Origin of the sequence: uncultured Maricaulis sp. (genome assembly GCF_905480005.1) — a bacterium.
In the GTDB taxonomy this organism is placed as follows: Bacteria; Pseudomonadota; Alphaproteobacteria; order Caulobacterales; family Maricaulaceae; genus Maricaulis.
In genome coordinates this window covers 1-23,191 of record NZ_CAJQOO010000066.1, presented here as the reverse complement: position 1 = coordinate 23,191, position 23,191 = coordinate 1, and the positions used below count along the sequence as shown (strand labels likewise).

At 63.7% G+C, this 23,191-nt stretch carries 21 protein-coding genes and 1 tRNA gene; 9 read left to right on the top strand and 13 right to left on the bottom strand.

Going from position 1 to position 23,191, the window contains the following annotated elements; translation table 11 throughout:
• On the bottom strand, window positions 1-921 hold a 921-nt coding region (egtB, locus tag QZ266_RS07245), incomplete at its 3' end, for an ergothioneine biosynthesis protein EgtB (protein WP_295693282.1).
• Between the two features lie 187 nt (window positions 922-1,108).
• Here egtB and QZ266_RS07240 point away from each other — a divergent pair.
• The 4 genes from QZ266_RS07240 (at window position 1,109) to QZ266_RS07225 (ending at window position 3,923) form a co-directional block, all read left to right on the top strand.
• Window positions 1,109-2,077: a DUF2336 domain-containing protein gene (locus tag QZ266_RS07240; RefSeq protein WP_295693280.1), complete on the top strand. Its 969-nt coding sequence runs from the start codon at window positions 1,109-1,111 to the stop codon at window positions 2,075-2,077.
• A 39-nt stretch (window positions 2,078-2,116) separates the two neighbouring features.
• Complete coding sequence (locus tag QZ266_RS07235) at window positions 2,117-2,881, top strand: NAD kinase (protein ID WP_295693285.1); 765 nt, start codon at window positions 2,117-2,119, stop codon at window positions 2,879-2,881.
• Between the two features lie 74 nt (window positions 2,882-2,955).
• A complete protein-coding gene (locus QZ266_RS07230) occupies window positions 2,956-3,414 on the top strand; it encodes a response regulator (RefSeq protein ID WP_295693278.1) in 459 nt (152 codons plus the stop codon).
• Between the two features lie 11 nt (window positions 3,415-3,425).
• On the top strand, window positions 3,426-3,923 hold the full coding sequence (locus tag QZ266_RS07225; RefSeq protein WP_295693275.1) for an Hpt domain-containing protein: 498 nt from the start codon (window positions 3,426-3,428) through the stop codon (window positions 3,921-3,923).
• Between the two features lie 87 nt (window positions 3,924-4,010).
• Here the strand turns inward: QZ266_RS07225 and QZ266_RS07220 are convergent, their stop codons facing one another.
• Window positions 4,011-5,147: a DUF2336 domain-containing protein gene (locus QZ266_RS07220; RefSeq protein WP_295693273.1), complete on the bottom strand. Its 1,137-nt coding sequence runs from the start codon at window positions 5,145-5,147 to the stop codon at window positions 4,011-4,013.
• A 105-nt stretch (window positions 5,148-5,252) separates the two neighbouring features.
• Complete coding sequence (locus QZ266_RS07215) at window positions 5,253-6,107, bottom strand: hypothetical protein (RefSeq protein WP_295693270.1); 855 nt, start codon at window positions 6,105-6,107, stop codon at window positions 5,253-5,255.
• A 220-nt stretch (window positions 6,108-6,327) separates the two neighbouring features.
• Here QZ266_RS07215 and QZ266_RS07210 point away from each other — a divergent pair, with 220 nt between their 5' ends.
• Window positions 6,328-6,831 (top strand): DUF6491 family protein, encoded by a 504-nt coding sequence (locus QZ266_RS07210; RefSeq protein ID WP_295693267.1) that lies wholly within the window; start codon window positions 6,328-6,330, stop codon window positions 6,829-6,831.
• Window positions 6,832-6,952: 121 nt separating this feature from the next.
• Entirely contained in the window at window positions 6,953-7,348 is a 396-nt protein-coding gene (locus tag QZ266_RS07205) for a hypothetical protein (RefSeq protein WP_295693264.1), read from the top strand.
• Here the strand turns inward: QZ266_RS07205 and QZ266_RS07200 are convergent.
• A tRNA-His gene (locus QZ266_RS07200) sits at window positions 7,327-7,403 on the bottom strand. The two genes, QZ266_RS07205 and QZ266_RS07200, sit on opposite strands and share 22 nt — an antisense overlap.
• A 141-nt stretch (window positions 7,404-7,544) precedes the next feature.
• A complete protein-coding gene (locus QZ266_RS07195; RefSeq protein ID WP_295693261.1) occupies window positions 7,545-8,348 on the bottom strand; it encodes a M48 family metallopeptidase in 804 nt (267 codons plus the stop codon).
• 130 nt (window positions 8,349-8,478) lie between these two features.
• Between QZ266_RS07195 and QZ266_RS07190 the strand changes: the two genes are divergently transcribed.
• The 3 genes from QZ266_RS07190 (at window position 8,479) to phhA (ending at window position 12,968) form a co-directional block, all read left to right on the top strand.
• Window positions 8,479-10,599, top strand: coding sequence for an AsmA family protein (locus QZ266_RS07190; RefSeq protein ID WP_295693259.1), 2,121 nt, complete (start codon window positions 8,479-8,481; stop codon window positions 10,597-10,599).
• 103 nt (window positions 10,600-10,702) lie between these two features.
• Window positions 10,703-11,920, top strand: a complete 1,218-nt coding sequence (locus QZ266_RS07185; RefSeq protein WP_295693257.1) for a beta/gamma crystallin-related protein — start codon at window positions 10,703-10,705, stop codon at window positions 11,918-11,920.
• Between the two features lie 166 nt (window positions 11,921-12,086).
• The gene (phhA, locus tag QZ266_RS07180; RefSeq protein ID WP_295693254.1) at window positions 12,087-12,968 is read left to right on the top strand and encodes a phenylalanine 4-monooxygenase; all 882 of its coding nucleotides are present in this window, start codon (window positions 12,087-12,089) and stop codon (window positions 12,966-12,968) included.
• Between the two features lie 37 nt (window positions 12,969-13,005).
• Here the strand turns inward: phhA and QZ266_RS07175 are convergent, their stop codons facing one another.
• The 8 genes from QZ266_RS07175 to QZ266_RS07140 all read right to left on the bottom strand — a co-directional run.
• Window positions 13,006-13,437: a response regulator gene (locus QZ266_RS07175; RefSeq protein WP_295693251.1), complete on the bottom strand. Its 432-nt coding sequence runs from the start codon at window positions 13,435-13,437 to the stop codon at window positions 13,006-13,008.
• Between the two features lie 101 nt (window positions 13,438-13,538).
• A complete protein-coding gene (astB, locus tag QZ266_RS07170) occupies window positions 13,539-14,882 on the bottom strand; it encodes an N-succinylarginine dihydrolase (RefSeq protein WP_367178213.1) in 1,344 nt (447 codons plus the stop codon).
• A complete protein-coding gene (gene astD, locus QZ266_RS07165; RefSeq protein WP_295693248.1) occupies window positions 14,882-16,330 on the bottom strand; it encodes a succinylglutamate-semialdehyde dehydrogenase in 1,449 nt (482 codons plus the stop codon). Before astD ends, astB begins: the two co-directional genes overlap by 1 nt.
• Before the next feature lie 4 nt (window positions 16,331-16,334).
• Window positions 16,335-17,351, bottom strand: coding sequence for an arginine N-succinyltransferase (locus QZ266_RS07160; protein WP_295693245.1), 1,017 nt, complete (start codon window positions 17,349-17,351; stop codon window positions 16,335-16,337).
• Window positions 17,352-17,370: 19 nt separating this feature from the next.
• The gene (locus QZ266_RS07155) at window positions 17,371-18,636 is read right to left on the bottom strand and encodes a hydrolase (RefSeq protein WP_295693241.1); all 1,266 of its coding nucleotides are present in this window, start codon (window positions 18,634-18,636) and stop codon (window positions 17,371-17,373) included.
• 79 nt (window positions 18,637-18,715) lie between these two features.
• A complete protein-coding gene (locus tag QZ266_RS07150) occupies window positions 18,716-20,002 on the bottom strand; it encodes a cystathionine gamma-synthase family protein (RefSeq protein WP_295693239.1) in 1,287 nt (428 codons plus the stop codon).
• A 229-nt stretch (window positions 20,003-20,231) separates the two neighbouring features.
• Complete coding sequence (locus QZ266_RS07145; RefSeq protein ID WP_295693236.1) at window positions 20,232-21,314, bottom strand: OmpA family protein; 1,083 nt, start codon at window positions 21,312-21,314, stop codon at window positions 20,232-20,234.
• Between the two features lie 326 nt (window positions 21,315-21,640).
• Window positions 21,641-23,191 (bottom strand): L,D-transpeptidase family protein (locus tag QZ266_RS07140; protein ID WP_295693234.1); only part of this gene is annotated, 1,551 nt, incomplete at its 5' end.

Here is a 23,191-nt window from a genome sequence, read left to right as displayed (position 1 = left end):
CTCATCGGGTAACCGCGCCCCGCTCCATTCGGCAAAGGCGCTGGCCTCGTAATAGCTCAGATGAATGACCGGCCCGTCCGGATCGAGGGTCTGCTGGCCGTGCAGGGTGAATTCCTCCCACCCGGCGGCTCCCTCGCGCCAATAGAGCGGCGCGGTCCACCCTTCGGCCTGCACCCGAGCCCAGCCATCGGACAGCCAGAGCGTCGCCGTGCCATAGCCGCCATCGGCAATGAAATCGGCATAGTCGCGATTCGTCGCCAGCCGATCCGCCAGGGCAAAGGGCGTGAGGATGGCTTTGTGCCGTGGCCCCTCATTGTCAAAATGGAAGCCACCGGCCTCGGCACCGATCTCGACAATGCCGCCATCGAACGCGACCCAGCCGGGCGGCCCCGATTGCGTCACCGCGCGGGATGTCTGCGCCTGGAAGGCCGCCGGCGCGAAGGGATGGCGCGACAGGACATGCTTGATATCGGTCAGGGTCAGCTCCTGATGCTGCTCCTCGTGGGCGAGCCCAAGCTGGATCAGAGGCGCCAGGGCCGCATTTTTGAGGTCTTGGTTAGCGCCGAGTAAACGCATCATCGCGGCATCGACATGGGCCCGGTAATCCAGCACTTCACCCAGCGGCGGGCGGCTGAGAAAGCCGCGCTCGGGCCGGTCATGCCGATCGCCGATCCCGTTGTAGTAGGAATTGAACAGGTAATTGTATTCGCTGGAAAATTCTTTGTAGCCCGGCAAATGCTCACGGAGAAGGAAAGTCTCCCAGAACCAGGTCGTGTGCGCCAGATGCCATTTGGTCGGACTGACATCGGCCATGGTCTGGACCAGCATGTCCTCGGCGCCCAGTTCCGCGACCAGGGATTGTGTTCGATTGCGGACACCCGAATAGAGTGATGACAATGATACCTGCTGCATGTCTTCCATGCTTCTAACTCCCCGTGCCGACAGCCCGAATTAAGAAGTTTTCAAGGCGTCCATGTCATCGATAACGGTCAATACAACTGATCGCAAATCAAGAACCATGGCCGCTAAACCCGCTGACGCTCTTCACCTACTCGCGACCGTACGCGACCCCGAGAAACGCCAGCAACTTGCGCTGAGCGTAACGGAGATGTGTGTCGCGCAACCGCTCGCGCCAAGCGCCGAGCCGATTGCCGGTGACCTCCTTGTTACGCTGTCGACCAAGTCTGACCTCGACACCAAGGTGGCGATGGCGAAGAAACTCGCCAATTGCGACTGGGCGCCCCATTCGGCAGTCCGCCATTTCGCATTCGACCAGATCGAGATTTCTGCGATCATCATCGAGAAAAGCGACCTTCTGACCCAGAAGGACATGATCGAGCTGGCAGAGGCGGGCTCCATCGAGCATCGCCGGCATCTCGCCATGCGGGCCAATCTCTGCCTGCCGGTGACCGACCGCCTGGCCGAGCCGGGTGAGCCGATCGTCCTGCGCGCGCTCGCAAACAATGACACGGCCGAGATCTCCGAGGACACGCTGGAGGTCTGCCTGCATGTCGCGCGCGAGCATCCCAAACTGCGTGAGGCCCTCGCCCGCCGTCATGACTTGTCGACCGATTACGCCACCCAGCTCTGCATCATGCTGCCGGAAAACTGGCGCGAGGAATTGTATCGTCGCTTTGGCCTCGACAAGGCCAAGGTCGAAACCCTCGCGGTCGAAGCGGCGCTGGGCGCCACACCGGAAGACGTCGACAAGAATGCCGCCCGGGAAGTCCAGGACGCCAAAGACGCCGGAAAGCTCTCCGGTCGCTTCGCGATGGAGTCCCTGAAAGCGGGCAAGGAAGCCGTTTTCGATCATGCGATTGCAGCATTGTGCGATATCAAGGCATCGCAATGGCGCGTCGCGCTGGCCATGAATGGCGTCCGCGCTGCCGCCATGGCCTGCCAGGCTGCACAGCTGGAGCGCACCGCCTATCCGATCATTCACAAGACATTGCAGCGTTCCGGCCGCATCCATCAGGCCCTCGAGGGCGACGCGATGGCCGCCGCCGCGAATGTCTTCCGCATGTACGGACCGGAAAAAGCGGCGAAGGTCTTGCGCCAGATGGGCACGAGGGCTTGAATAAGAACCTGTTTCATCAGGTTTTCCTTCGAGCCCGCCATCACCGCTTCCCTCGCCTTTCTCGCCAGCCCCCGTCCTGAGGCCAAGGCCGCCAAGTCGCGCCTTGAACAGGTTTATGGTCATGTTCCGATCGAGGAGGCCGAGATCATTGTCGCCCTGGGCGGTGACGGGCTGATGCTCGACGCGCTGCACCTGTCCATCAAGACCGGAGCGCGGGTCTACGGCATGAATTTCGGCTCGGTCGGATTCCTCATGAATGATTTTCGCGAGGACGGGCTGACCGAACGCCTCGCCCTGGCCGAGCGCGCGCGCATCCATCCCTTGCGGGCCGTTGGCGAGGACATTCACTGCAAGCCCTTCGAGGCCCTGGCGATCAATGAGGTCTCGCTTTTGCGTGAGACCCGTCAGACAGCCAAGATCAAGATCACGATCGACGGCACCAGCCGGATGTCGGAATTGCAGGCCGACGGTGTCCTGGTTGCCACCCCGGCCGGCTCGACCGCCTATAATCTGTCGGCGCACGGACCGATCCTTCCGCTCGATTCCACGGTCCTCGCCCTGACTCCGATCAGCGCCTTCCGGCCGCGTCGCTGGCGCGGCGCTCTGCTGCCGCGCAATGCCCGGGTCGGGTTCGAGATCGTCGAACCCTCGCTGCGACCGGTCTCCGCCGTGGCGGACAATCAGGAGTTCCGGGAAGTCGCCCGTGTGGACGTGGTGGAAGCTCAGGATGTGACCCTCACCATGCTGTTCGATCCGGGCCGGGATCTGGCTGAACGCATTCTGGTCGAACAGTTCGAAAACTGATCCGATTTAGGCTGGCGTTAAGCAAGCCGTGCCAGTCTGCCCGGACGATTTGATCGAACGGACCCGAACCCGCAATGAGCGACTTCGCGCTGGACAAGACTTTATCGCGTCTCACCATACTTCTGGTGGATGACAGCGCCGCCCTGCGGGGGGCGCTGAAAGTCTCGCTGACGGCGTTCGGCTGCAGCGCGGTCATCGAGACCGACACTGTGGAACGGGCGCTCGATGTGATCGGCTCCCGACAGATCGATCTCGTGATTACCGACTGGAAGATGAAGCCGCGCGACGGCATCGATCTCGTTCGCACGCTGCGCGACCGGCGCCACAGCCCGGCGCCGAACCTGCCGGTCATCATGCTCTCCGCCTACAGCGCCGAAGAGCGCATTCGCGAGGCACGCAATACAGGCGTCGATGCCTTCCTGACAAAACCTTTCACCGCGGCCAATCTCGCCCAGACCTTGCGCGAGACCCTCGGCTACCAAACCCACAACCGGGCTGGCGCTGAAGACGCCGCGCTCGCGACTGCCAGCTAAGAGGACGTCTCATGGCCCAGAACAAGGATGTGGAGGTCATCTCCGCCCCCAACATGTTGCAGATCAAGGTCGGCGGACCGATCAGCCAAGGCGATCTGCACATGATCGAGAAGGCCGAAGAGGCCCTCAAGGACATGCGCGGTGATTTCGGCCAGTGGCTGGAAGAAGAAGTCGTCAAGCTGGAGGCTGCTGCCAAGATCGTCCGCGAGACCGGCCTCAAGGGCGAGGAGGGCGAGGAACTGTTCATTCGCGCCCATGACCTGCGCGGACTGGGAACCACGTATGAATTCCCGATTGTCACACGCCTGGCCAAGTCGCTGACCAAGATGATCGACATGCCGGAAAAGCGTCAGAAGGCGCCGACCGCCCTCGCCCTGGCCCATGTCGGCGCGATCCGCGCGGCCCTGTCACAGAATATCCGGGATGATAATGATCCCGTCGCCGCCGCGCTGGCCGGCGAGCTCGAAACCCAGACGACGGCCTTCGCCGAGCCCTGGAAAGACGACTGATCCGGACGCGCCCTGCGGCCCGGTCCAGACATGAAAAAGCCGGTGCGTCAGCACCGGCTTTTTCATGCGCGACGATGAAGGCGAGGCTTATCCGGTGGCCTTGAGTGCATCCACATCGTCATCGAACCGGCTCATCACATAGTCCAGGTCTTCCTCCGGAATGCCCTGGAAGCGGGTGATCGCGCGTTCGGCCAGCGCCCGGCGGAAATGCGCCCGACCGGCGTCATCCTGGGGGATTTCCATGCCGTGATAAACGTCCAGCGCCGCCCGGACAGCCGGATAGAGACGCGACGGCATGCCGGTCCGGTCATAGACCGCGCGCAAACCCAATGGCCCGGCATCATGAACCAGCAACCAGGCACGCGAATGGGTGACGCCCGCCAGCTCGGCAAAGGCGTGCTCGACGAAGGCGATGTGTCCACGCAGAAGGGCGCGCAGGATCAAGGACGGCGTCAGCCGGCTATTGAGGCGCAATTGCTGGACGAAATGCTTGGGATCATGGGCCAGACCGGCCTGGTCAACCAGGTCCAGGGTAGCCCGTTCGCGCGCGCCCTCGGACAGTTCCACCGCCAATTGCGGCGGCAGAGCGTGCGTCTTCACGAGACGGTTCAGCGCCACGTCAGAGACATGGGCGATCAGGCGCTCGGTGACACTCAGCGGCAATTGCGAGCGGGCCACGAAGGCATCCATCACGCCGCTATTCTCGCAGAATTCGGTGAAGGCCCGCTGATAGGCCGCATCATCGAACTCGGCCCCGTCATTCGACGCAGCGACCGACACGGCGGCATCATCACCGCTATCGAGGATTTCATGGACCACGATCGGCGCAACCCGGCTGCGACCGGCGATGGCGCAGCGCTTGGTCGTCTCGGCCGTTTGCAGGACCACGAGCAGGTCCTCATCGGTGAGGACCGGCGAGGTCTCCAGAACAGGCGTCGCAACACTGTCGACATCGGCCGCAAGCTTGCGCGCGATGTCGCGCGGCAGATTGGGCGACTGACGCAGGGTGATGGACATCGCCCGGCGGACCAGTTCGGCCGCGTCGCGTGCGATCAGATCAAGGATGTCCCGGGCGGCCGTACGTTCGACTTCGGTCAGGGAAGCCGCATCCATGCGGCGGCAGATCTTGCGCGCTGCCATGGCACGGTCTTCGTCATTCTCGCCCTTCACAAGGCGGCGAATATCGTCGTTTGTCAGGCTGTTTCGAAGGGCTACGACACTCATGGGACGTCCATTTCAAACGCGAGAAAACGGGTCAGACGCAAAGACTCTGGTGAGGAATCTAAGCGCGACATGCTTAATGAAATCTTGCCGCCGCCTGCGTCCCGTTTACGAATCGCGAACCCGGCCGGCGCGCGGGGCATCAAGCGAGGCGAGAATCTCAACCAGAGCCGGCGACAGCTCGCCATTGCCGACCTGCAGATTGGACCGCATCGAGGCGACCGACTGCATGACCGGCGACGGGGCCGCCATGCTATTGCCGCCGGTCGAGCCCGGCGGCGTGGCCAGCATGTTGCCGACCTCCTGCATCGCCGTGGCCTGGGCCAGCTGGCGGGTATTGGTGCGGGCGCGGGCGCCATCGCCTTCATGGGTCAAGACGGCCAGGACTTCAGCGGTGGAGCGCGGACGCCCGCCCTCGAAAAAGATCGGCCTGTTGGCCCGGGCCGCGGCCGGAAACAGGGTGTCGGCACGCTGGTCCGGACTGCGCTCCGCCGCGGAGATCAGTTCAGCTGCGCCCCCGGCACCGAGAAAATGGGCTGCATACAGCTCGCCACCCGAAGCCGGGCGCCCGATGCGGGACTCAATGACGCTGCTATTCTCGGCTGCCAGCTCGCCCGCCATGCGGGCAGAGGCGACGGCGTCAAAGCGCAGATCGAGGATTTCCTGGCGCCGCGCCGGGTCCGTCACGGTGAAGCGACCATTGGCATTCTGGGTGATGGCGTCGGCTTCGGCAGCATAGCCATGCTCGGCACCACGACGGGACAGAACGCCCAGCCAGGTCTGCTCGATGAACTGGAACATGCCAGCGGCGCTGGAGGTTCGCGCTTCGGCCCGCACATCGAAATTGCTCTCCCGGGCAGCGGTGTTCACCAGGAAGTTGAAATCGGTACCGGTCTCCTGCGCAGCCTGGCGAATGGCGCGCATGGTGAAGTCCTGGCTGTGTGTATCGACGGGGCTGACCAAGTCTGTCTCTCCGCGGGCGTGGCTGCCAAAGGATGATCCCAAGAGGCCGAATCGCCTCGAATCGCCTGCCCAGACTCACGCAAACGTGGCTAACCCGGCGTTAACGCGGCCCGCTGAGCGGCTTGCACAGGCCTGCGGATGGGCCAATAATAATAACGAGGGACGTCCGACCCGCTGCCTGTCATCACGCGATGCCGGGCTGCCAGCCAGGAGACGACGCATGACACGCCTGAATCGCAAGACGCTGCCCCGTCCGACGCTCACAACCGGTCTGATCGCCGCGCTCGGCGCGCTGGGGCTTGCCGCCAGCGCCTCCGCGCTCGCAACACAGGACGGGGCGGTGGTTCCGGCCGCTGCCGAGACGGAGGCCTCCACCGAAGTCGTGACCGAGGCCCGCGACGGCCCGATCCGGATCCGCAATATCAATGGCTATGCCGTGCTTGACCGCCAGCACCTGGTGCTGCGCGCGGGCGCCAGCCGCCGCTATCTGGTGACGCTCAAGCGCCGCTGCATGGGATTGCGCTCCAGCACCGGCGTCGGCCTCAGCATCGATAACTTCGCCACCATCCACAATCCGCACTTCGAATACGTCCAGACCCGGCAGGATCGTTGTTATTTCGACACGATCGAGCGGGTCTCCAGCAATGACGAGGCGCGGGCACTGATCGAAGCCCGGGCGGAAGCGGCCGCTGACGCGGAAAGCGATGCCGACAGCATGCGGTGAGTGCGGGCCGCGAGCGGACCCGCACCCCGTCAAGCCGCTTCAGATCGAAAACGTGGCGCATGATAGCGCCAGGCATCCTGTACGATTTCCTCGATCGATGACCGTCGCGGCGTGAATTTCAATGCCGCTCGCGCGAAACCCGTATCCGCGTAGAGCTCGGGCGCATCGCCCTGGCGCCGCTCAGCCAGTACGCGCGGTACTGGCCGCGCTCGGCGCAATGCTCTGGCGCTGGCTTCTTGCGTTGGACCGTTGGCAGGCCCTCGCGCTCATGATCGCGGGCACCATCTATCTTGGCGGGGCCGTCGGGATGGAATTCATCGCCGGCGAATACCTGACCCACATAGACCCGCACCATGCCGGTGTGACGGACCTCAGGCGCGATCTCCTCGCCACACTGGAGGAGACATTGGAGATGACCGGACTGATCCTGCTCATTCAGGCTCTGGTCAAAACGCCCCGTCAGGCGGGCGAAACAGGGATGAGCGGAAAGAAAAATGGTACCGCCTCCCTGGTTTGAACAGGGGACCTCTAGATCCACAATCTAGCGCTCTAACCAACTGAGCTAAGGCGGCACACCTTGTCACGACGGAGGGTTGGCAGCGGGGCTGCCGACCTTGGCGTGAGGCGCGGGAAACTAGCGCCCCCGCCCCCCGCTGGCAAGCACCCCGTCAAGGCTTTTGCAGAGGGCTCTGCAGCAGCCCTGACGGTGATGGTCAGCCCGTATATCCGCGAGCCTGGATATGGGCCCGCATGGCGGCGACGCGGTTGTCGTCGGACGGATGGGTGGAGGCGAACTCGGCCACATTGTGATCATTCATCGCCGACATGCCGACCCAGAAGTCCACCGCCTGGCGCGGGTCATAGCCGGACCCGACCATGTAATCGACGCCGAGGCGGTCGGCCTCGTATTCGTGTTCGCGGGAATAGGGCAGGATGACGCCATAGGTCACGCCCATGCCGAGCGCCGCCCCGACATCATCGCTGTACTGGGCATAATTCGATCCCGAGGACCCGATAGCGCTGGCCAGGAGCGACACACCCATCTGGGCCGCCATCTGCTGGCTGGCGCGCTCGGCGGAATGGCGTCCGGCGACATGGCCGACCTCATGCCCCATCACGGTGGCGACATGGTCATCCGTGTCCATGATGTCGAGAATGCCCTTGTAGAATCCGACCTTGCCATTGGGCAGGACCCAGGCATTCACGGTATCGCTGTCAAAGACCACGAACTCCCAGTCCAGATGGCTCTGGCCCGAGGCAGCGACGACCCGGTCGCCGACGCGCTGCAGGCGTCGCTGGTAGGACGGATCGCGCAGGACACGCTCACGCTGGAGGCTGTCCTGCCAGGCCTGTTGCGAGAGCTGGGCCAATTGCCCGTCCGAGACCAGCATGAGCTGGCTGCGCCCGAGCGCTGCATTGTCCGCACACCCTGCCACGAATGGCAGGACGGTTCCGGCCGCCAGCCCCATGATCATTTCGCGACGGCGGACGAGATCCACCGGTGGTTTCCTCGACATGGCATTTCCCCCCTTTGGTGACGTTGCAATCAGCGGTAACCTAACGCGAAGAGTTTTTCACGTCTCGCCAAGAAAACGACAAACGCTGCCGCTAGCGTGATTTTTCAACCAACCCGGAGTGCCCCCCGCCATGAAACGCCTCGGTCTCGCCCTCGGCTTTATCGTTGTCCTGCCGGTCGCAGCGGTCTTTATCCTGCCAGCGGTCATTCCCGCCTCGACCTATCGCGAGCCGGTGGAAACCGCAGCCCGGGACGCGCTCAATCGCGATGTCTCGCTGGGCGGCGACATCTCGCTGCAGGTCTTCCCGCAATTGCAGATTCGCGCCAGCGACGTGTCGATCGCCAATGCACCCGGCTTCGGTGAGGCGGCCTTCGCCGAGATGCGCGAGATGCGTGTCGGCGTCCGCCTGATCCCGCTCCTGAGTCGCCGCGTCGAGATCACCGAATTCGTTCTGGTCGATCCGACCATCCGCCTCGAACAGACGCGATCCGGCAATAATTGGAGCTTCACCGATCCCGACGGCGCGGCCGCGCCGGCGCCTGCCAGTTCGGGCGAAGGTTTTGTCCGGCGTGAAGGGGCTCTGCCGCTGGAGGCCAGTTTCGGCGATGTGCGGATCGAGAATGGCGCCCTCTATTTCTCCGATGGGACGCAGAACCGGGCCATCACCGGGCTTGACCTGATGGTCGCCCTGCCCTCGCTGGACACGGAGACCCGCCTGAACGGTGCGCTCAATGCCGATGGCGAGAGCCTCGACTTCAGCGCCACGATCGGCTCGATCCGCGATTTCTTCGAGGGACGTGAAACGCCGGTCACGCTGGGCCTCGGTGGCAATCTCGCCGATGTGAGCTTTGACGGGCGTTTTCTCGCTGGCGAAGCGATTGCCTTTGACGGCGCGCTGGACGCCACCATTCCCTCGATCCGGAATCTCGCCGCCTTTGCGGGCGCGCCCCTGCCGCCGGGCGAGCATATCGAAGGCTTCCGGGCCGTCGGCACGATGACCGGGACGCCGGGCGAGATCGGACTCACGGCCTCCCGGCTGGAATTTGACGCCATTGCCGGCTCGGCCGAGCTGACCGCCAACATGACCGGGCCGCGCCCGCGCCTGACCGGCTCGCTCACCCTGGCGGAACTGGATGTGAACCCCTATCTGCCGGCACCGGTCGAACGCCCGGCCCCGGCATCCGGTGGCGGTGTCCCGCCCTGGAGCGAAGCCCCGATCGATCTGGCCGGACTCGGTGTGGTTGACGCCGATCTGCGGCTCGAGGTTGGTCGTCTTCTGGTCCAGGACCTGGAGATTACCGACGCCCGGCTGCGCGCCCGGCTGAACAATAGCCGGCTGGAAGTCACGCTGGAGAATATCGCGCTCTATGCCGGTCAGGGCAGCGCCACTGTGGTCGCCAACGGCCGCGGCAATCGTCCCAGCTTCTCGCTCAACGCCTCGCTGGACGGGCTCGACTCCGGTCCCTTCCTCGAAGCCGCGGCGGGCTTTGACAAATTGCGGGGCACAGGCGCCCTGTCGCTCGATCTCACAGCCGCCGGGGCTTCCCAGGCCGCCATCATGAGCTCGCTCGATGGCAGCGGGGATTTCAGCTTCGCCGACGGGGCCCTCGTCGGAATCAATGTTGCCCAGACCATCCGCAATGTCAGCAGCCTGGTGGGCGGCGGTGGCAGCCAGGGTGAAGCCGAGGATGAAAGCGCGGCGAGTACGGGCGAGCAGCAGGCCACCGATTTCTCCTCGCTGACCGGCTCTTTCACCATCACCGACGGCCAGGTCGCGCAGCGTGACCTGCTCATGCTCTCTCCGCTCCTGCGCATCGAGGGCGCCGGGTCTGTGGACCTGCCCGGGCAAAGCGTGGATTACCGCCTGCGGCCGCGCGCGGTTGCCTCCATCGAAGGTCAGGGCGGCCAGCGCGATCTGCGCGGTATCACCGTGCCGATCCGGTTGCGCGGCGGCTTTAATTCGGTCTCGGTCGGCGTCGATACCGAAGCGGTCGGCGAGGCCCTGCTCCAGGGCGCGGTGAACAGTGCGCTGGGCGGTGACGGATCCGGTTCGCCGGAGGACGCGCTGCGCGACGGCCTGCTCAATGCGATCGGCCTGGGTGGTGAGGATGACGGCCAGGATGACAGCAATGATGAAAATGGCGAGGAGAGCCGCCCGGATCCGGCCGAACAATTACTGCGCGGCCTGCTCAATCAGCGGCGCAACCGCAATGAAGACACCGAGGAAGAAACACCAGCCGATCCACAATAGGATCACGATGAACGGCAGATGACCCGCTATCCCGGATCGGGTTCATGTGCGCTGTGACAAGGTCTGTACCTACCATGCCAGACCCGACAGAGGGGACAATGAGATGACCATGAAACGCCTTGGACAGGCCGCGATCGGCCTCCTGCTCACCAGCCTCGCCGGCCACGCCGCCGCCCAGTCCATCATCCTTTTCGAGGATGCCAATTATCGCGGCCGCGAAGTGCGGATCTCCGGCGATGTCCGCAATCTCGATTCGGTCAATTTCAATGACCGGACCTCGTCCTTCCGGGTCGTGTCCGGCCAGTGGGAATTGTGCCAGCACGATGATTATGGCGGCACGTGTGAAATCCATGCCTCGGGCCAGGCGTCCATGGGCCGGATGAATGACCAGCTGACCTCGCTTCGCCCGGTCGCTGCCGGCCAACCCGGTCGCCCGGGTGGCGGCTATGGCGGCCCGTCCCTGACCTTCTATTCCGGTCCGAACTATACCGGGCGCTCGGTTGTCGTGACCACGAGTACGCCGGACTTCTCGCGCATCAATTTCAATGACCAGGCCCGATCGGTTCGCCATGGCGGACGCGGTGCATGGGTTGCCTGCCAGCACGCCAATTTCGATGGCGCCTGCATGGTGATCGATGGCGATATCGCCAATATCGGGGGTGGCATGTCTGGCGAGATCAGCTCGGCCGAACCTGATTATGCCGGTCGACCCAGCCGCCCGGGTCGCCCCGGTGGCGCAGGCGAAAGGCCTCGCTCGGGTGTTTTCCTCTATGACGGCATCAATTTCGAGGGCCAGCGTGTCGCCGTGGATTCCGACACGTCCAACCTCGCCCGCATGGGCTTCAATGACCGCGCCGACAGCCTGATCATTGCCCGTGGCGAGACCTGGATCATCTGTGATGATGAAGGCTTCACCGACAGTTGCCAGCGCGTCCAGGGCGAGGTTCGCGACCTCACCAGCCTGGGCCTGCGCAACCGCCTGACATCGCTGCGTCGTGTTGATGGCAGCTGGGGTGGATCAGGTGGCGGCTATCCCGGCGGACCGCGTGCCGATATCCGCGGCGGTGTCCGTGGCGTCGACAGCCTTTTCTTCCCGCGCCCGGAGATCAATGGCTATGGCATTGATCGCTGCCTGGGCGGCTATGGGGCGCGCTGCGACCAGCAGGCCGCCGACCGCATGTGCCAGGCCGCCGGACTGCGCCGCGCCGCCCATTACAGCGTCGACCGCTATAACCGGTCACAGACCTGGTATCTGGAACAGAACCGCGCCTGCACCTCCGGTCAGTGCGGCGCCCTGGTCGACGTGCTCTGCACCGACTGATCCGGCGACTGGCCTGAACGAATGCGCCGCCCTGGCTTCCGGGGCGGCGTTTTTCGTGCCTGAAACCGCGTTTTCGCACCATATGACTGTTGGGTCAGGGCGCGCTTTGACCTATATTAGTTTCAAATGAAACTAACTCGATCCCTCATGTGACCGGAGCCCGTCCATGCCTGTGAATGATCCCGTCGTTGCGGAACAGGACCCTGCTGCCGATTTTACCATCGACCAGAAGTGGGAGCGCTATTCGTCGGAAGAGCACGCGATCTGGACCACGCTCTACGAGCGCCAGATGAAAATCCTCAAGGGACGTGCGGCACCGGAACATTTCGCCGGGCTGGAAATGCTCAATCTCAATGAAGGCGGAATTCCCGATTTCCGGCGGGTCAATGAAAAGCTGGAAAAGCTGACCGGCTGGACAGTTGTGACAGTGCCAGGCCTGATCCCGGAGAAGGACTTCTACGAGCACCTGGCCAATCGCCGCTTCGTCTCCGGACGATTCATCCGGGATGGCGAAAAGCTCGACTACCTGCCCGAACCCGACATCTTCCATGATGTCTTCGGTCACGTTCCCCTGCTCACCCAGCCGGTGTTTGCCGATTATATGCAGGCTTATGGCCGGGGCGGTCTTCGCTCACTCGAATTCGATGCCATCAAGCACATGGCGCGGCTCTACTGGTATACGGTGGAATTCGGCCTCATCAACACGCCGGAAGGCCGACGCATCTATGGCGCCGGCATTGTCTCGTCACGCGCAGAATCGATCTTCAGTCTTGAAGCCCGCTCCCCCAACCGGATCCATTTCGATCTCGAACGGATCATGCGGACCGATTACCGCTATGATGATTTCCAGCAGAGTTACTTCGTGATCGACAGCTATGACGAGCTGATGGAGGCGACCTATGCCGACTTCGCGCCTATCTATGATCGCCTGCCGGATCTGACCGAATACAAGCCGTCCGACATCGCCGAGGGCGACAAGGTCTACACGCGCGGCAGTCAGGAATATGCGATGGCGGGTGGATTGACCGGCAAGGCGGAAGCCGTCTGACGGCGAATCCGCTTCAGAGCCTCGCTCAGGGCCTGGCTCAGACCATGGCCGGGCTGACGCGACCGTCCTGCGTTTCGGCCAGCATCATCGTCCCGGTCTTGGCGAGGGCTTCGACCAGTTTTTCCCGTGAGACCGGTTTCACGATGTAGAAGGTGGCGCCGGCCGCGCGGCACTTCTCTTCCATTTCCGGATTGCGCGCGCCCGAATACACGCCGATCGCGCCGCCACCGAGCTCGGTCTGGGTGTCGCCGATGAAGGCGAGCGCATCGCCGCCGGCCAGGCTCAGATCACACAGGACAAAAACGGGGCCGGGGTCCCGGGCACGCAGATGCTCCAGCGCATCTTCTGGACGCGTGAAGCCATTGAACTCGAAGTCAACGCCGGCATCCTCGAGATCCGCCTTGAACAGGAAATGCTCGTCCGGGTCATCATCGACCAGAATGACCGGCACAGGCCTGACGTCTGACAACTGCGTGCTCCCCCGAAGTGCGAAGGCGGCAAACTATCACGAAAAACCCGTTTGGGTAGAGGCTTGGAGAATAGGATTATTCCTCAACCCACACAAGTCAGTCAGCCGCGCTGGAACGGGTAGAAATCGCCACCCAGCCCCAAAATCCCGGTCAGCGCATCCAGGGCCGTGCGCGACTCTGTCAGCAAGGCCGGATCGCCAAGATCATCGGGCGCAAGCCGGTCCCGATAATGCGTGTTCGCCCACGCCGTCAGCTGGCTGAACAGCGCGTCCGTCATCAACGCCGATGGCGTCACGGCGGCAAGTTCCTCATCGGTCAGAACGACGCGCAGGCGCAGACAGGCCGGGCCGCCGCCATTTCGCATGGACTGGCGCACATCGACAAAGTCCACGCGCCCGATCGGGCCATTGCCCGCGACCATGCCTGCGCAATAGGCGCGCGTGGTCGCGGTTTCCTCGGTCTCTTTCGGTGCGATCAGCGCCAGACGGTCCTCGCCAGGCCACTCCAGGAGCTGAGAATTGAACAGGTAGCTGGTGATGGCATCGCCGATCGGTACTTCCGCCTCGGGAACCTCCACAAAGACGGGGTCGAACAAGCCATCGGCGGCGCGGCGGATGGCTTCCATCGCGCCCGCCCGGTCTTCGAAAGCGAGCTCGTGGAAGAAAAGCGTGGTACGGGTGCCGACACAGACAACATCATTATGAAAGGCGCCGGCATCAATCGCGTCCTGCGACTGGCGCAGAAAGACGCACCGCGCCGGGTCCAGCCCGTGCGAGCGCGCCACCGCCTGGCAGGCTTCCAGTGTCTGACGCGCCGGGAAAGCGCCGGACCAGGTCTCGCCGGCAACCCGGCCATAGACAAAAATCTCGACACCCTCACCGCCCTGCTCCGCGCACAGGCGCACATGATTGGCAGCGCCTTCATCGGCGAAATCGGCCTGCATGGGCAGGGGGTCATGGACCGCAAACCGACCCGTGTCCGCGAACGCCCAGGACAATCCGCGCTGGGTCTGACGCCCCTCGATGGAGCGGTGCAATGTGGTCAGGAGATTGGCCGGCGTGAAATGCAGGCGCGAATCCGCGGTATCAGCCGACGGCGATACGGTCGCGGCATTGGCCGACCACATCGGCGACGCCGAACTTGCCTTCCGGACCAGGCCTGGCGCCTGCTTCCAGGCAGACTCCAGAACGCCCGCATCGCTGCCGGAGAAACCGGCGCGGCGCAGCAATGGCAGGAAAGGACGCTCATGCGGGGGCAAGAGCCCCTGCACCAGGCCGGCGTCGGCGAGGCGTTTCATCTTGGTCAGGCCTTCAAGCACGCCTTCACGCGGCGAGGAGACAAGCCCCTCATTGCGAGCGCTGGCCAGATTGCCATCGGAAAGGCCGCCATAATTATGCGTCGGCCCGATCAACCCGTCGAAATTCGCCTCGCGTGCCGCCATGATCAATCCACTCCCTTGACAGCCATCCGCTCCGGCGTCCGGGCCGCCTGTGTGGCAACCGGATAGGCACAGTAATCCGCGGCATAATAGGCGCTGGGTCGCAGATTGCCCGACTGGCCGGGGCCACCGAATGGCATATTCGATGCCGCACCACAGGTCGGCCGATTCCAGTTCACAATCCCGGCCCGGCTTTCGACCCAGAAGCGCTCCCACAGCTCTTCACTGTCAGACACCAGACCGGAAGACAGGCCGTAGGCCGTGTCATTGGCCGCCGCCATCGCAGCCTCGAAACTGGCCACACGCGTGACCTGGATGAGAGGGCCGAAGACTTCCTCATCGGGCACATCCACGCCGGTGACGTCGAGCAGGCCGGGGCGCAGGAAGGCCTCTCCGAGCGCGGGCACAGGTGCGACCTCGAGCAGAGCCCTGGCTCCCCGGGCGACCAGATCCCTCTGGGCGTCGAGAACGCCCTGCGCCGCACGCGCAGAGACGAGCGGGCCGATGAAGGGCTCTTCGCTGGCATCCCAGCGGCCGATGGAAAGCTGGCCGGCGATCCGGATGATCGCGTCAATCACGGCATCGCCAAAGGCCCCTTCCGGCAGGATGAGGCGACGGGCGCAGGAGCAGCGCTGCCCCGCGGTCACATAGGCAGACTGGACGGCGATGCGCGCAGCGGCTTCGGCATCCCCGGCGTCCCAGACAACGAGCGGATTATTGCCGCCCATCTCCAGCGCCAGCTGAATACCGGTCCGGCCGGCGAATTTTTCGTGGATGAATTTGCCCGTGCCCCAGGAGCCGGTGAAAAGCACGCCGTCGAGCTCGGCATTATCGAGCGCGGCCGCGCCCGTTTCACGCGCACCCTGGACCAGATTGAGCACGCCTGCGGGCAGGCCGGCTGCCTCCCACGCCTTGACCATGGCCTCGCCGACACCCGGGGTGATTTCGGACGGTTTGAAGACGATCGTATTGCCGGCGATCAGCGCCGGAACGATATGGCCATTGGGCAGATGGCCCGGGAAATTATACGGGCCGAGCACGAACATGACGCCAAGCGGCTTGTGGGCCAGCCGGGCATATCCGAACGCCGTCTCGGTTTCATGACCGGAGGTTCGCTCGGTGTTCGCCTTCACGGAAATGTCGATCTTGCCGATCATCGCACCAGCCTCGGCCAGGCCTTCCCAGCGCGGTTTTCCGGTCTCGCGTGAAATCAGTTCGGCCAGTTCGGGCTTGCGCGTTTCCAGCTCTGCCTTGTAGCGCTCGACGATTTCAATGCGCTCCGCCAGCGGCCGGCGCCCCCAGGCCGGAAACGCCTCACGGGCAGCGGCAAACGCCCTGGCGACGTCGTCCGGCGTCGCAGTGTGACCCGACCAGACGACGGTGTTATCGGCCGGATTGTGGGACAGGAGTTCCGCGCCGCTACCGTCGCGCCATTCGCCCTTGATGAAAGTCATGCTGCTATCCCTTGCGTCGCCAGAAGCGGGCGCGATCGCCTTCGTGCAGGTCGAGTGCCTGCATCGTGTCGTAGGACACGCCCACAATGTCACCATCATCCACGACCTGCGCCTGGCAGGTCCGGAAATCATTGAAACGGTCGGTCGACAGAATGCCCTCGGCGCCGCCGATCGTCGTTGCCGCCCGCACCGTCACTTCGCGGCTCTCGCGCAGGGTGCGGATATTCTCGGTCCAAGTCGAAACCAGGGGACCACCGTCGAAAATGTCGACATAGCGGTCATAGTGGAAGCCTTCCCACTTCAGGAGATTATAGGCGCCCTGCCCGTCCTTGTGGGTCTGGCCGATCACCGCCCGGGCCGCCTCCGGCAGGAGGTCGACATAGATCAGATGCTGCGGTCCGAGATCGAGGATGAACTGATTGTCCGTCGCCGCCGACAGCCGGTCCGCATCGTCAAAATCCATGCGGAAGAAGGGGCGCGAGACATGATCGAAGAAAGGCGAAGATCCGTCCTCGTGAACAACACCGCGCAGCTCTGCGAGAACTTTCTCGCCGAAACGCTGTTGTCCGGCCGCGATCAACAGATAGCGCGACTGGGCGACCAGCCGCCCCGCGCCGGTACCCCGCCCGGCCTCTGACACGAACAGGGTCCCGACTTCCGATGCCCCGGCGAAATCATTGACCATCAGCATGGCATCCATGTCGAAGCGGCGATCCGCTTCGGTGGAATGCTGCGCCAGGGTCATGATCTTGAAGTCCCAGTAGGGTTTCGACACACCCACCATGGCCTTCACGGCCGAGCAGCCGACAATCCGGCCTGTCTCGGTATCCTCCAGCATCAGCTGATAGGTATCCTCGGTCTGCCGGTCGCCCGGCACTGAGAAGGCGCGTTCGGACTTGGCGAGGCGTTCCTCGAGCACATCCGGGGGAACGGCCAGTGAGGTAAAGCCGGTACCGGCCTCCTCGGCGAGACGCACCAGGGCGTCCAGGTCCGACCGTTTGGCCGCACGTACGATCAGCATGATCCCTCCCGATCAGTCCTCAGCCCTGGCGTTTGGCCAGCGCCCGCGCTTCCCGCGCATCAAATTGGCCCTGCGCGAATTTCATCAGCATGATGGCCGACAATTTGGCGCGCTCGGCAAAGCTGGACAGTTTGACAATCTCGCGGTCGGAATGAATGTCCGCGCCACGCACGCCCAGCGTATCGACATTGGGGCAGCCGGCCGCCCACAGATTATTGCCTTCGCAGACACCGCCCGTGTCCTGCCAGCGAATGTCGAGCCCGAGCGCCGAGCCGGCTGCGCGGGTCCATTCAAACATGCGCGCATTGGCCGGCGACATGGGTTTGGGCGGACGGGTGAAGCCGCCATGCAGCTCCGCCTCAATCCCGTCCCGGACCCGGATTTCGTCGACCAGGCGTTCCAGCTCGGCCTCGACCCAGACACGGTCATTCTCGGTCTTGACCCGCACATTGAAGCGGACGACGGCATTGTCCGGCACCACATTCGGCGGACCGCCACCATCGATACGGGCCAGATTGAAGGTCACGTCCTCGCGCTTGCCATTGAGGGCATCAAGGCCGAGCCCGAACTGGCAGGCAGCGGCCAGGGCATTGCGGCCCAGATGATGCTCGCGCCCGGCATGCGCGGCACGGCCGGAGACTTTCAAGGACCAATTGCCCGATCCCTTGCGTGCCCCGGCCAGAGACCCGTCGGCCAGCGCCGGTTCATAGGTCATGCCGATATCCGCGCCGGCTCCCAGCTCGGCAAGTATGGGCCCCGATCCGAGCGAGCCGATTTCCTCGTCCGGACTGATCAGCACATCAATCCCGATTTCGTCCTTCCAGGGCGAGCGCTCGAGGCCGAGAATGCCGTGCAGCATCACCAGGATGCCACCCTTCATGTCGGCGACCCCGGGGCCGTTCAGCGTGTCATCATCCCAGAGCTCGGTGGACTGGAAGTGACTGCCGGCCGGGAAAACCGTGTCGTGATGCCCGGTCATGACGATGCGGATTGGTGCCTGGGGGCGTATCCGGCAATGGAAGGACGGGGTGAAAGCCTGTTCGCGGACAGTGCCGTCGGAATCCACCACCGTGGTCGGCGGCAGCTCGATCGCACGGATCTCGCCGCCGGTCTCGGCGAAGGCGGTTTCCAGCTCCGCGCGCATGGCCTCGAGGCCATCGGCATTGCGGCTGCCGGAATTGATTGCGGACCAGGCCTTGACCGTTTCGATCATGCCATCGGCCCGCGTATCGATCCAATCGAGTACGGCGCGTTCGTCCGGATTGAGGTCCATTTTGTCGTGCATGAGCCAGTGATAGCCGTTTAAACCGAGCCGTCCACCCCCGGCCGGCAGGTTGTGCCGGCCGGGGTACATGGTCGCGTTATCAAGCGTTCTGGAGCGCCTGTTCGAGGTCGGCGATCAGGTCGTCCGGATTTTCGATACCGACCGAGATGCGCACCAGACCGTCCGAGAAACCCTGGCGCTTGCGCAATTCCGGATCGACACCGCGATGGGTCGTCGAGCCCGGATGGCAGATCAGGGTTTCCGTACCGCCGAGGCTGACGGCGAGCTTCATGACCTGCAGGGCATTGAGCATGCGGAAAGCGGCTTTCTCGTCCGCCAGGTCAAATGCGAAGGTCGAACCGGCCATCGTTGACTGGGCATGGAAGACATCGCCATCGCGCGTGCCCTTCTCGAGGAAGCCGAGATAGCGCACACGACCGACCTTCGGATGGTCGCGAAGATATTCAGCGACCTTGCGGGCCCCCAGTGCCGCGGCTTCCATCCGGATCTTCACGGTTTCCAGCGACCGCAGCAGCATCCAGCAGGTGTGCGGGTCGAGATTGGTGCCGAGATAGCCGCGCAGGCCACGGATCAGGGCCATGGCTTCCGAACGCCCGGAGGCGGAGCCGGCGATCAGGTCGGAATGGCCACCGATATATTTGGTCAGCGAGTAAACGACGACATCGGCACCCAGGGCCAGCGGAGCCTGGCCCACCGGTCCGAGGAAGGTGTTGTCGACGACAATCCAGGGCCGCTTGCCCTGTTGCTCGGCGATCATGTCGGCGATGCGGCGGCAGGCCTGCAGATCGACCAGGTCATTGGTCGGGTTGGTCGGGGTCTCGCAATAGATGACCGAGACCTCGCCTTCGGCCATCGCGGCCACTGCCGCGTCGCGCAATTCTTCCTCACGGGCGCCGGCGAAGAAGTCGACAGACTTGATTCCGTAATGCGGCAGGAATTTGCGGATCAGGCTTTCGGTGCCGCCATAGAGGGGCGTCGATTGCAGGATGACCGAGCCGGCATGGGCCAGGCCCATCAGCGTCGTCGAGATGGCGGCCATGCCGGACGAGAAGACTGCGGCCTCATCGGCCCCGTCATAGAGGGCCAGACGGTCCTCGAGGACTTCCATATTCGGGTTGTTGAAACGCGAATACATCAGGCCGGCCTGTTCCGGATCACCCTCTTCGGCCTGGCCGAGCGTCACACGGAAAAAGGCGGCCCCGTCTTCCGCGGTGGCAAAGGCGAAGGTCGAGGTCAGGAAAACCGGCGGCTTGATCGACATTTCCGAGAGCTTGGGATCATAGCCATAGCTCATCATCTGGGTTTCAGGGCTCAGCGTGTGTCCGGCGATCTCGCGCTTGCGATAGGATTTGTCCGGCTTGCTCATCATAATTCTCCCGACGCCTCACGGCCCGTTTGCCGCAAAGGATTTCTGCCGGTTTGAACCGGCCAATCCGGTGGGTCAAGCCTGTCCTCAGCAAGGCGGAAGAACCGCCCAATCATGCCCTCCCACCCCGAGATCGGCGCATTAATATTCCAATCCCGGGCCCAGAACAAAAAAAATGCGGCCCGGTGACAAACACCGGGCCGCATCTTGTTCAGCGATCGCTCGACGATTAGTCGAGAACGATAACCACTTCCGTACGACGGTTCAGCGGCTCGCGGACACCGTCATTGGTTCTGACGGCATTGCGGGTCTCACCGAAGGCTTCCATCGAGATGGAGCTTGCCGGAACGCCAAGGCGAACCAATTCCTCGCGGACAACGCGGGCACGGCGCTCGGACAGACCCACATTGTAGGAGGCTGCACCGGAACGGTCCGTGAAGCCGGCGACGGTCACGCGAGTGACGTCACAGGTACCACGCTGGTTGGATGCCTGAGCGATAACCGCACGGGCCTGATCCGTAAGCGAAGAGCTGTCCCACTCGAAGTAGACCGGGAAGCTGACATCGTCACACACTTCAGCCGGCGGCGGCGGAGGCGGAGGCGGAGGAGGCGGAGGCGGCGGCGGCGGAGGCGGCGGCGGCGGCGGCGGAGGCGGCGGGGGCGGCGGGGCTGCGAAGGAATAACGCAGGCCAAGCCACACTTCGTGACCACCCAGACCATCGACACTCACGCCCGGAGCATAATCAGAGCTGCCGGTGGAGAAATAACGGTATTCCGTATCCAGCGTCAGACGCTCGGTCAGATCCCAACCGATACCAGCCATGACCTGCCAGGCGAACGGATTGTCCGAATCCTGAGCCACAACATAGTCAGCAGGGGTCGGGACCGGAGGCATCGTGCCTGCGGACCAACCGGTAAGCGTGCCGCTGGTTTCGGCAAGACCGAGACCAAGGCCAACATACGGGTGGTAGCTGCCATCCGGATTGAAATCAAAGATAGCGTTCGCCATCAGCGACCAAATCTGGAAATCGCTGAGGCTGTTTTCGAAGCCACCAACAGCACCGGTATCATTGTAGCGGTGTGCCAGTTCGCCTTCGAGGCGGAACCCGTCCATCCACTCATAGCCGAGGGCAACCGCTTCGCGGAAATTGCCTTCGCCCTGAATTTCACCATTCAGCGAACCGGAGACATCCGTGTCACCCGGGCCACCGTAACCGACGGCGCCACGCACATACCAGCCTTCGTCAGCGAACGCAGGACCCGCTGCCAGGAAGGCCCCAACGGCGGCCGCCGTAAAAAGCCGTTTCTTCATCATTCCCCCTCCGGGAGCGGTGCTCCCTTGGTGTGACTGACCGTTTTCGACCACATGCCGAACACGAGGAATCCCTGTCCACAGGGCATTTCCTGTCGGATTTCCTACTACAATTAGATCGCGAGCGCTACACCGGTCCGAGACAAAACAAGCATTTGGTGTAAAAATCTGCGCCCGTTGCAGCGATGTTACACTCAAATCGCGTCCGCCGGTACTGCGCGCGGAATAATACAATAAAAATAAATACTTACCGGTTCAAACTCGACTTTCACTCCCAGCGCAACCTGTCGCCTGAATGCATCGCATCCCGAAGGGGCGCCACCGCGTCAATCCAGACTGGCGCTCGGGGCGCCGGAGGCCAGGCGCACCGGTGACGGGCCCAGTCCGGACCGGGAATCATACGCGGCAAGATAGGCGTCAATCACGCCGTTATCACGCCGGTAAAGGTCATTGAGGTAGCGGACCTCGCCGTCATCATCGCCGACAACCGTCCAATAGGCGATGTGAACCGGTATGCGCTCGTCCAGCCAGACAACACGCGGAGACGAGCCGGCCGCAACCGCATCGATCCGGTCACGATCCCAGTCATCCTGCCCCTCAAGCACCCAGGCCGCGAGCGCGAGGGGGTCCTGGACCCGGATGCAACCGGCCGAGAAGTCGCGGCGCGTCCGCACGAATTGGTCTCGCTCGGTGGTGTCGTGGATGTAGACATTGAACCGGTTCGGGAAAATGAATTTCACCTCCCCCATCGGATTGGTCGGCCCGGGCGGCTGTGACATCCGGTAGGGCCAGTCATTGCCCCAGCGGCTCCAATCGACCTCATACACCGAGATCGCCTCACCGGCCCGGTTATAGATCTGGAAACCGAGATCACGGACCAGCCCCGGATTGCGCCGGAAGGACTGGAAGCGCGGCCGCGCCGAACCGGCGGGCAATCCCCACCAGGGGTTCAGCACGATATAGCGCATCTCCTCGGAGAATTCAGGCGTCGAGCTCGCCTGCGCGCCAACCATGACTTCATGCTCGCGCGCCAGCTGGCCATCCTCCCAGGCCTCAAGCCGGAAATCGGCGAGATTGACCCAGATATGCCGTCGACCGAGATCCCGCGTCCGCCAGCGGCGCTGTTCGAGATTGGCCATCAATTGTCCGATCCGGCGATCCGGCGGCAGGTTGAGCTGGCGCAGCGTGGCCTGGTCCATGCGGCCGGTAGGGGCGAGATTGGTTCGCCCCTGATAGCGCCGGACGGCGGTTTCGAGGCGAACATCATAGGGCTCGCCTTCCTGCCAGCGCGCGTCCAGAAGACCCTCGGCGGTCAGGCGGGTGCGCAGCTGGTCCACACGGTATCCGGCATCATCACGGCTCAGCGACGGTCCGGTATCCACGCCCGGCCAGATCGGCGTCACCGCCAGCACACGCATCATTTCATGTCGCAGCGCATCATAATCGCGCACGCGCGGCACGCTGTCGGCGATGGCCTGTCCGACATCTCCGGCTTCAAAGGCCCAGCCAAGACGGCGGACGAGTTGCTCCGCCTCCTCGTCAAACAAGTGGCGCGGGGTCCGGGTTTCGGAATCCAGCAAGCCGTGCTCGAGCCAGCCGGCAAGGGTCAGATAGGCGATACCCGCCAGCTGATCGCGTTCGGCGTCCGGGCGGACCGGATCGAGGATCGCATTGGCATAGGCATCCAGCGATGGCAGGCCATGACTGGGCGCCTCGAAGAGCTCAAGCGCCAGGGCTTCGCGGCGCGCTTCGGTCCAGCCGGTGATCTGCCTCGACCAATGGGCGATGTCAGCCACGGGGCGAACCGGTTCACTGTCCACCGCCTCGACGAGGGCGGCCTCCGCAGCCGTGTCTTCGGTTCCGGTGTCTTCGGTTCC